The organism is Streptomyces sp. NPDC057271 (assembly GCF_042668715.1).
GTDB lineage: Bacteria > Actinomycetota > Actinomycetes > Streptomycetales > Streptomycetaceae > Streptomyces.
This window is the reverse complement of record NZ_JBHUYJ010000022.1, coordinates 80,249-89,223: the sequence shown is the minus strand read 5'-3', so window position 1 is coordinate 89,223 and position 8,975 is coordinate 80,249. Positions and strand designations below refer to the sequence as shown.

General features: G+C 69.9%; 7 protein-coding genes. 2 read left to right on the top strand and 5 right to left on the bottom strand.

Going from position 1 to position 8,975, the window contains the following annotated elements:
* From ACFUJR_RS13660 to ACFUJR_RS13645, 4 genes are all read right to left on the bottom strand, one after another.
* Positions 1–1,006 (bottom strand): replication-associated recombination protein A (locus tag ACFUJR_RS13660; protein WP_383450397.1); only part of this gene is annotated, 1,006 nt, incomplete at its 3' end.
* Between the two features lie 53 nt (positions 1,007–1,059).
* The gene (locus ACFUJR_RS13655; RefSeq protein WP_383175782.1) at positions 1,060–1,671 is read right to left on the bottom strand and encodes a vitamin K epoxide reductase family protein; all 612 of its coding nucleotides are present in this window, start codon (positions 1,669–1,671) and stop codon (positions 1,060–1,062) included.
* 161 nt (positions 1,672–1,832) lie between these two features.
* Positions 1,833–3,095: a histidine--tRNA ligase gene (gene hisS / locus ACFUJR_RS13650; RefSeq protein WP_383175785.1), complete on the bottom strand. Its 1,263-nt coding sequence runs from the start codon at positions 3,093–3,095 to the stop codon at positions 1,833–1,835.
* A gap of 10 nt (positions 3,096–3,105) precedes the next feature.
* A complete protein-coding gene (locus tag ACFUJR_RS13645; RefSeq protein ID WP_352186540.1) occupies positions 3,106–3,813 on the bottom strand; it encodes an MBL fold metallo-hydrolase in 708 nt (235 codons plus the stop codon).
* A gap of 152 nt (positions 3,814–3,965) precedes the next feature.
* Between ACFUJR_RS13645 and ACFUJR_RS13640 the strand changes: the two genes are divergently transcribed.
* Together ACFUJR_RS13640 and ACFUJR_RS13635 are read left to right on the top strand one after the other, a co-directional pair.
* Positions 3,966–4,763 (top strand): peptidylprolyl isomerase, encoded by a 798-nt coding sequence (locus ACFUJR_RS13640; RefSeq protein ID WP_383175789.1) that lies wholly within the window; start codon positions 3,966–3,968, stop codon positions 4,761–4,763.
* Between the two features lie 187 nt (positions 4,764–4,950).
* A complete protein-coding gene (locus tag ACFUJR_RS13635; RefSeq protein WP_383175792.1) occupies positions 4,951–6,180 on the top strand; it encodes a DUF349 domain-containing protein in 1,230 nt (409 codons plus the stop codon).
* Positions 6,181–6,248: 68 nt separating this feature from the next.
* On the opposite strand, the gene ACFUJR_RS13630 is transcribed toward ACFUJR_RS13635, so the two are convergent.
* Positions 6,249–8,723, bottom strand: a complete 2,475-nt coding sequence (locus ACFUJR_RS13630) for a RelA/SpoT family protein (protein ID WP_383175795.1) — start codon at positions 8,721–8,723, stop codon at positions 6,249–6,251.
* Positions 8,724–8,975: the final 252 nt, after the last annotated feature.

Below are 8,975 nucleotides of genomic sequence, written 5' to 3'. Positions count from 1 at the left end.
GGAAACCGATCATGGCGACGGCCTGCGCGGCCGCCACGGCCGTCGGCAGAGCGGTCGGGTCCGCCAGACCGATGTCTTCGCTGGCCGAGATCATCAGCCGGCGGGCGATGAACCGGGGGTCCTCCCCCGCCTCGATCATCCGGGCCAGATAGTGCAGCGCCGCGTCCACGTCCGAGCCGCGGATCGACTTGATGAGCGCACTGGCCACGTCGTAGTGCTGGTCACCGTCCCGGTCGTACGTCACCGCCGCACGGTCGACGGTCTCCTCGACCGTCTGGAGGGTGATCTCCGGCTCGCCCTTGGCGAGGGCCGAGCCCGCGGCCGCCTCCAGGGCGGTCAGCGCGCGCCGGGCGTCGCCGCCGGCGACCCGCAGCAGATGCGCCTCGGCGTCCTCGGGCAGGGTGACCGCGCCACCGAGCCCCCGGTCCTCGGTGAGCGCCCGCTTGAGCAGATCGCGCAGGTCGTCGTCGGTGAGCGGTTCGAGCGTGAGCAGCAGGGAGCGGGAGAGCAGCGGCGAGATGACCGAGAAGTACGGGTTCTCGGTCGTCGCCGCGATGAGCGTCACCCAGCGGTTCTCCACCGCCGGGAGCAGCGAGTCCTGCTGTGCCTTGGAGAAGCGGTGGATCTCGTCGAGGAAGAGGACGGTCTCCTTGCCGAAGCCTCCGGCCGCGCGCCGCGCGCCCTCGATGACGGCCCGGACCTCCTTGACGCCCGCGGTGATCGCGGAGAGCTCCACGAAGCGCTTGTCGGTCGCCTTCGAGACCACGTACGCCAGGGTCGTCTTCCCGATTCCCGGCGGACCCCAGAGGATCACGGACGAGGCGCCCGCCGGGCCTCCGTCGCCCTCGCCGACGAGCCGCCGCAGCGGCGAGCCCCGCTTCAGCAGATGCTGCTGGCCGAGGACCTCGTCCAGGGTGCGCGGACGCATCCGTACAGCCAGGGGGCTGCTGGACGGGTCCTTCTCCTGGCGCTCTTCGGCGGCTGCGGTAAAGAGGTCGGGCTCCACGTCATGAAGCCTAAGTCAGAGCACTGACAGCGCGGCCCTCGCCCGTCAGCCCGTCAGCTCGTCCAGAAGTCCCACCATCGCGTGAGGATCAGCATGCCGATGATCCCGATGTGCAGGACGGGGAGCACCCAGGTGAACTCGTCGAAGAAGGTCCGCAGGCCCTGGGGCGCCGGGATGACGCCGTTGCGGACGTTGTGCGAGGTCACGTACCAGAACATGATGATCGTGGCGGCCCAGGCCAGGCAGCACCAGAGGCAGAGCGCGTTGATCTCGTAGAGCGACTGCTGCATGAGCCAGGTGCAGAACCCGACGCCGAACAACGTGCCGGCGTTCAGGCCGAGCCAGTACCAGCGGCGGTAGCGGGCGCCCGCGAGGAGGCCGACGCCGATCGCGATCACCATGGCGTACGTGACGAGGCCGAGCATCGGGTTCGGGAAGCCGAAGACCGAGGCCTGGTCGCTCTTCATGATGTTGCCGCAGGAGACGATGGGGTTGAGGCTGCAGCCGGGGGTGAAGTTCGGGTCCTCGAGCAGCTTGAACTTGTCGATCGTGATGACCCATGCGGCGAGCAGACCGGCGGCACCGGTGATCACCAGCAGCCAGGCCAGGGCACGGCTCGCGCCGCTGGTGCCGCGCGCCGACTCGTCAACCGCCGTGTCTGTCATATCCCCGATCCATCACTCGCGGGCTTGTGGCCACGGCCATTCTGCCGTACGGGGCCCACTCTCCACCGTTCGGTGGACATAAGGACGGCCGGGGCCGTCCGCGCGAAGCGGCCGGTCCCTGGTCGTCCTTGTGCCTTGTGCCTCGCGTGCCCGTGCCCTCGTCAGGCCAGCCTTGCCCGGACGGTGCCGACCAGCGCGTCCAGGGCCACCGGCTCCTGCTCTCCGGACTCCATGTCCTTGAGCTGGACCACGCCCTCGGCCAGGTCCCGCTCACCGGCGACGACGGCGAATCGGGCACCCGAGCGGTTCGCGTCCTTCATCGCGCCCTTGAGGCCCTTGCCGCCGAACGCGAAGTCGGCCGCCACGCCCGCCTTGCGGAGTTCGGTGACCTTCCCGAACAGGACACGGCGGGCCTCGTCGCCGAGTGCGACAGCGAAGACGCTGGTCGCCGCCGGGATGTCCAGTTCGACGCCCTCGGCCTCCAGGGCCAGCACCGTACGGTCCACGCCGAGCGCCCAGCCGACCGACGGGAGCACCGGTCCGCCGATCATCTCGGAGAGGCCGTCGTACCGACCGCCGCCGCCGACCGCGGACTGCGAGCCCAGACCGTCGTGGACGAACTCGAAGGTCGTCCGCGTGTAGTAGTCCAGGCCGCGCACCAGCTTGGCGTCGTCCTCGAAGGCGACGCCCGCCGCGGTGATCAGGGCGCGCACCTCCTCGTGGTACGCCTTGCACGCGTCGCACAGGTAGTCGCGGAGCAGCGGCGCGCCGACGAGCTGCTTCTGCACGGACTCGCGCTTGTCGTCGAGGACCCGGAGCGGGTTGATCTCGGCCCGGCGCAGCGTCTCCTCGTCGAGATCGAGGCCGCGCAGGAAGGTCTGCAGCGCCTCCCGGTAGACGGGACGGCACTCCTTGTCGCCGAGCGAGTTCAGCAGGATGCGGAAGTTCCGCAGGCCCAGCGAGCGGTACGCGTCGTCGGCCAGGATGATCAGCTCGGCGTCGAGCGCAGGGTCCTCGGCGCCGATCGCCTCGGCGCCGACCTGGGAGAAGTGCCTGTAGCGGCCCTTCTGCGGGCGCTCGTAGCGGTAGTACGAGCCGGAGTACCAGAGCTTCACCGGCAGGTTGCCCTGCTTGTGCAGGCTGGCCTCCAGGGCCGCGCGCAGCACCGAGGCCGTGCCTTCGGGGCGCAGCGCCAGCTCGGAGCCGCCCTTGGTGGTGAGGGTGTACATCTCCTTGGTGACGATGTCGGTGGACTCGCCGACACCGCGCGCGAAGAGGTTGACGTCCTCGAAGCCGGGCGTCTCGATGTAGCCGTAGCCGGACTTGCGCAGCGGTCCCGAGATGGCGTCCCGTACCGCCAGGTACTTCGCGGAGTACGGCGGAATCAGGTCGTACGTGCCCTTGGGGGCCTTGAAGGTGCTCAACGTAGTCTCGTCACATTCCTCGTCGGGGAGCCTTCGCGCTCCCGAGGCCGGCGGCCACGTCCCGCAGGTACGGGTTCGTGGCGCGCTCCTGGCCGATGGTCGTCTGGGGACCGTGTCCCGACAGCACCACGGTCGAGTTGTCGAGCGGCAGGCACACGCGGGCCAGCGATTCGAGCATCTCGTCCATGTCACCGCCGGGCAGGTCGGTGCGTCCGATGGAGCCGGCGAAGAGCAGATCGCCCGAGAAGAACACGGAGGGGATCTCCGTGGTCTGCGGCATCTGGAAGGTCACCGACCCCTTGGTATGACCGGGCGCATGGGCGACGGAGAACTCCATCCCGGCGAGGTCGAGCGTGGCGCCGTCGGTGAGTTCGTGCACGTCGTCCGGCTCGCCCACGGTCAGCTCGCCCATGAGAGGCATCCCGATGGAGCGGCCGAGGGCCTTCTCCGGGTCGCTCATCATGTACCGGTCGGCGGGGTGGATCCACGCGGGTACGTCATGGGCGCCGCAGACCGGGACGACGGAGGCGACGTGGTCGATGTGTCCATGGGTGAGGACCACGGCGACAGGCTTGAGCCGATGCTTCTTCAGCGTCTCCTCGACACCCTGGGCGGCCTGGTGGCCCGGGTCGATGATGACGCACTCCTCGCCTGCGGCGGGGGCGACCAGATAGCAGTTGGTCCCCCAGGCCCCGGCGGGGAACCCGGCAATCAGCACGATCGTCCTTAAATGTCGTCCGGCACGGGGTGCGGCGGAGCGGAAGCGGCAGATCAGAGCCTACCGGCGCTGCGTATTCCACAGCCAACCCGTATACGGTACGGGCACACCCGGCCAGGACAGGAACAGTCGAGCGACAAGGAGCAGACCCGGTGGTCAGCAGCGATCAGCGGCGGCGGCAGCTCGCCAGGGAGAAGTACGAGCGTCAGCAGCAGCGGCGGCAGGAGGCCCGGCAGAAGGCCAGGCGCCGGAACACCGTGATCGCGGCCTCGCTCGCCGTCGTACTGGCCGCGGGCGGAGCGGTGTACGCGTCCGTCGCGCTGACCGACGACGGCAGCACCGCCGCGGCCGACGACGCGACGCCGAGCGACGCCGCGACGCCGACCCCCTCGGCGAGCGAGTCGAAGGCGCCGGAGCCGACCATGGCCATCGACAAGAAGGCCACGTACGCGATGTCCCTGAAGACGAACCGGGGCGACATCGGGATCACCATGGACGCGGCGAAGACCCCGCACACGGTGAACTCCTTCAAGCACCTCGCGGACAAGAAGTACTTCGACGGGACGAAGTGCCACCGGCTCACCACCGAGGGCATCTTCGTCCTCCAGTGCGGTGACCCGAAGGGCGACGGCACGGGCGGTCCCGGCTACACCATCCCGGACGAGAACCTGGACGCGCTGGGCAAGGCCGGCGCGGACGGTTCGGTGACCTTCCCCGCCGGGACGGTCGCGATGGCCAACACGATGCAGCCGGACACCGGCGGCAGTCAGTTCTTCCTCGTCTACAAGGACACGAAGCTGCCGCCTCAGTTCACCCCCTTCGGGAAGATCGACACGGCCGGGCTGAAGGTCGTCGAGGAGGTCGCCGAGGGCGGGGTCGAGGGCGGCGCCAAGGACGGCGCGCCCAAGACGGCCGTGACGATCGAGAAGGCCACGGTCGACAAGAGGTGACACACGGCGTGACCGTTGAATTTCGGTCGCGCGGAGAGCGGACAGCCGGGCGGCCGGTCGCCTAGATTGGCGTTGTGCAGCGCGGTCCTGTATCCGCGTTGTTGAGGGCGGGCGAGGCCCGCCGGGAACCTGTGGACGATGCCCAGGGGGCACAACCCCCTCGTCGGCATCATGTGGAGGAGGCGCTGTGAGCAGCGACCCGTGGGGCCGCGTCGACGAGACGGGCACCGTGTACGTGCGTACAGCCGAGGGCGAGAAGGTCGTCGGATCGTGGCAGGCCGGCACTCCCGAGGAGGCACTGGCCTACTTCGAGCGCAAGTACGAGGGCTTGGTTGTCGAGATCGGCCTCCTCGAGAAGAGGGTGAAGACCACCGACCTCTCGGCGAAGGACGCCACTGTCGCGATCGACCACATCCGGCAGCAGGTCGACGAGCATCACGCCGTGGGTGACCTCGCCGCGCTGACCGCTCGTCTCGACAAGCTGGTCGAGACGGTCGAGTCGCGCCGTGAGGAGCGCAAGGTCCAGAAGGCCAAGCAGGCCGACGAGGCGCGCGGCGCCAAGGAGGCCCTGGTCAAGGAGGCCGAGGAGCTGGCGCAGAGCGAGCAGTGGCGGGCGGCCGGCGAACGGCTGCGCGCGCTCGTGGACACCTGGAAGGGTCTGCCGAGGCTCGACCGGAAGTCCGACGACGAGCTGTGGCACCGCTTCTCGCACGCCCGCTCGGCGTTCTCCAAGCGCCGCAAGGCGCACTTCGCCTCGCTGGACGCACAGCGCGAGGAGGCCCGCAAGGCCAAGGAGAAGCTGGTCGCCGAGGCCGAGTCGCTGTCGAACTCCACGGACTGGGGTGGCACGGCCGCCCGCTACCGCGAGCTGATGGCGGAGTGGAAGGCCGTGGGTCGTGCGCAGCGCGAGCACGAGGACGACCTGTGGAACCGCTTCCGCGGGGCGCAGGACGTCTTCTTCGCGGCGCGCGGTGAGGTCTTCGCCGAGCGGGACGCGGAGCAGACCGAGAACCTCAAGCTGAAGGAGGAGCTCGCGACCGAGGCCGAGAAGCTGGTGCCGGTGACGGATCTGAAGGCGGCGCGCGCGGCCTTCCGCTCCATCAACGAGCGCTGGGAGGCCATCGGCCACGTGCCGCGCGACGCCCGGCCGAAGGTCGAGGGCCGGATGCACGCGGTGGAGCGGGCGATCCAGGAGTCCGAGGAGTCGGAGTGGCGCCGGACGAACCCGGAGGCGCGCGCGCGTGCCGCGGGTCTGACGGGCCAGCTGCAGGATGCCGTCGACAAGCTGCAGAAGCAGATCGACGCGGCCCGCGCGGCGGGCAACGACGCCAAGGCCGACAAGCTGGCGCGTGAGCTGGAGGGCCGCCAGGCGCTCCTCGACCAGGCCCTGAAGGGCCTGCAGGAGTTCGGCGGCTGATCCCGCGTACGTACGAGCTGGGCCCCGGTACCTCGCAGGAGGTACCGGGGCCCCTCTCGTAGGCGCTGTTACGGGCGCCGCGCCGAGGTGACGCGGTAGACGTCGTAGACGCCCTCCACGCCGCGGACGGCCTTCAGGACGTGGCCGAGGTGCTTCGGATCGCCCATCTCGAAGGTGAAGCGCGAGGTGGCCACCCGGTCGCGGGAGGTCTGGACGGCCGCCGACAGGATGTTGACGTGCTGGTCCGACAGGACACGGGTGACGTCCGAGAGCAGCCGGGAGCGGTCGAGGGCCTCGACCTGGATGGCGACCAGGAAGACCGAGGACTGCGTGGGCGCCCACTCGACCTCGAGGATGCGCTCCGGCTCGCGGGACAGCGAGTCCACGTTGACGCAGTCGCTGCGGTGGACCGAGACTCCGCTGCCGCGGGTGACGAAGCCGATGATCGGGTCGCCGGGTACGGGCGTACAGCAGCGGGCCAGCTTGACCCAGACGTCCTCGACGCCCTTGACGACGACACCGGGGTCGGCGCTGGAACGGCGCTTGGCGCGGCCGCGCGTGGGCGGGGCGGTCTCGGCGATGTCCTCGGTGGCGGCCTCCTCGCCGCCGAGCGCCTGGACGAGCTTCTGGACGATGGACTGGGCCGTGACATGGCCCTCGCCGATCGCCGCGTACAGCGAGGAGATGTCGCTGTAGCGCATCTCGTGGGCGAGCGTGACGAGCGAGTCACCGGTCAGGATCCGCTGGATGGGCAAGTTCTGCTTGCGCATGGCGCGCGCGATGGCGTCCTTGCCCTGCTCGATCGCCTCGTCCCGGCGCTCCTTGGAGAACCAGGCGCGGATCTTGTTGCGGGCGCGCGGGGACTTGACGAAGCCCAGCCAGTCGCGGGACGGGCCCGCGCCGGCGGCCTTGGAGGTGAACACCTCGACCAGGTCGCCGTTGTCGAGGGTCGATTCGAGCGGGACGAGCCGCCCGTTGACCCGCGCCCCTATGGTGCGGTGGCCGACCTCGGTGTGGACGGCGTAGGAGAAGTCGACGGGGGTGGCCCCGGCGGGCAGCGCTATGACGTCGCCCTTGGGGGTGAAGACGAAGACCTCGTTGCGCGACAGGTCGAAGCGGAGGGACTCCAGGAACTCTCCGGGGTCCTCGGTCTCCTTCTGCCAGTCGAGCAGCTGGCGCAGCCACGCCATGTCGTTGAGGTGGTCGTCCTTGCCGGTGTGCTTCGGGACGTCCGTGCGCACCTTGGACGCGCCGGCGACGGCCTCCTGCTTGTACTTCCAGTGCGCGGCGATGCCGTACTCGGCCCGGCGGTGCATGTCGAAGGTGCGGATCTGCAGCTCGACGGGCTTGCCGTTGGGGCCGATGACCGTCGTGTGCAGCGACTGGTACATGTTGAACTTCGGCATCGCGATGTAGTCCTTGAACCGGCCGGGGACCGGGTTCCATCGCGCGTGGACGGTGCCGAGGGCCGCGTAGCAGTCGCGGACGGTGTCCACCAGGACGCGGATGCCGACCAGGTCGTAGATCTCCGCGAAGTCACGACCTCGGACGATCATCTTCTGGTAGACGCTGTAGTAGTGCTTCGGCCGGCCGGTGACGGTGGCCTTGATGCGGGCGGCCCGCAGGTCGGACTGGACCTCGTCGGTCACTATGGCGAGGTACTCGTCGCGCTTGGGGGCGCGCTCGGCGACGAGCCGGACGATCTCGTCGTACATCTTGGGGTAGAGGATCGCGAAGGCGAGGTCCTCCAGCTCCCACTTGATGGTGTTCATGCCCAGGCGGTGGGCCAGGGGCGCGTAGATCTCGAGGGTCTCGCGGGCCTTCTTCTCCTGCTTCTCCCGCTTGAGGTAGCGCATGGTGCGCATGTTGTGCAGCCGGTCGGCGAGCTTGATGACCAGGACGCGCGGGTCCTTGGCCATGGCGACGACCATCTTGCGGACGGTCTCGGCCTGCGCAGCCTCGCCGAACTTGACCTTGTCGAGCTTGGTGACGCCGTCGACGAGGAGGGCGACCTGGTCGCCGAAGTCGCGGCGCAGGGTGTCCAGGCCGTATTCGGTGTCCTCGACGGTGTCGTGCAGCAGACCGGCCATGAGCGTGGCCGGGTCCATGCCGAGTTCGGCGAGGATGGTGGTGACGGCGAGCGGGTGCGTGATGTACGGGTCACCGCTCTTGCGCTTCTGGCCGCGGTGCCAGCGCTCGGCGACCTGGTAGGCCCGCTCGACCTGCCGGAGCGTCGCCGTCTCGATCTTCGGGTCGTTGGAGCGGACGATCCGCAGCAGTGGTTCGAGGACCGGGTTGTACGGGGAGGAGCGCTGGACGCCGAGGCGGGCGAGCCGGGCGCGCACCCGGTTGGACGAGCCGCCGGAGCGGGTCACGGGGGTGTGCGCGGGCTTGGGCGTGGAGGCTGGTGCAGGGGCGGGGGCCACGGGCGTGGGCCTGCTCTCCGCGGGCTTGTTCTTGGGCGCCGCGGGCTCCGCCGCAAGACCCTTGTCGGCCTGCGGGTCGGGCTGCGCGGCGGAGAGTGGCTGGGCCTCGTCTGGCAAGAGCGCTCCTCTGGGGTCCCCCCGGACGGAATCTGGGGGAGGTACCGGGTCCCCCGGTCAGGCCCGGAAAGGCCATCGTATCGAGCCGGGGGCCGCCGTGCTCCCGCGTGCGGGGGGTGAGACGGGCACCACGTGGCGGAGGGCCCGTTCCGGGCGGGGCATACTCCGGAGAACGGACGGGGCGCCCCGGGGAGTCCCCGGGGCGTCCCGCCCCCTCCCACCGGCGTTTGTTTTCCGGCCCTGGTTCGCTCC

Coding starts and splice junctions, on each gene's coding strand:
- ACFUJR_RS13655 (WP_383175782.1), bottom strand. CDS start 1,671: ATGACAGACACGGCGGTTGACGAGTCGGCGCGCGGCACCAGCGGCGCG.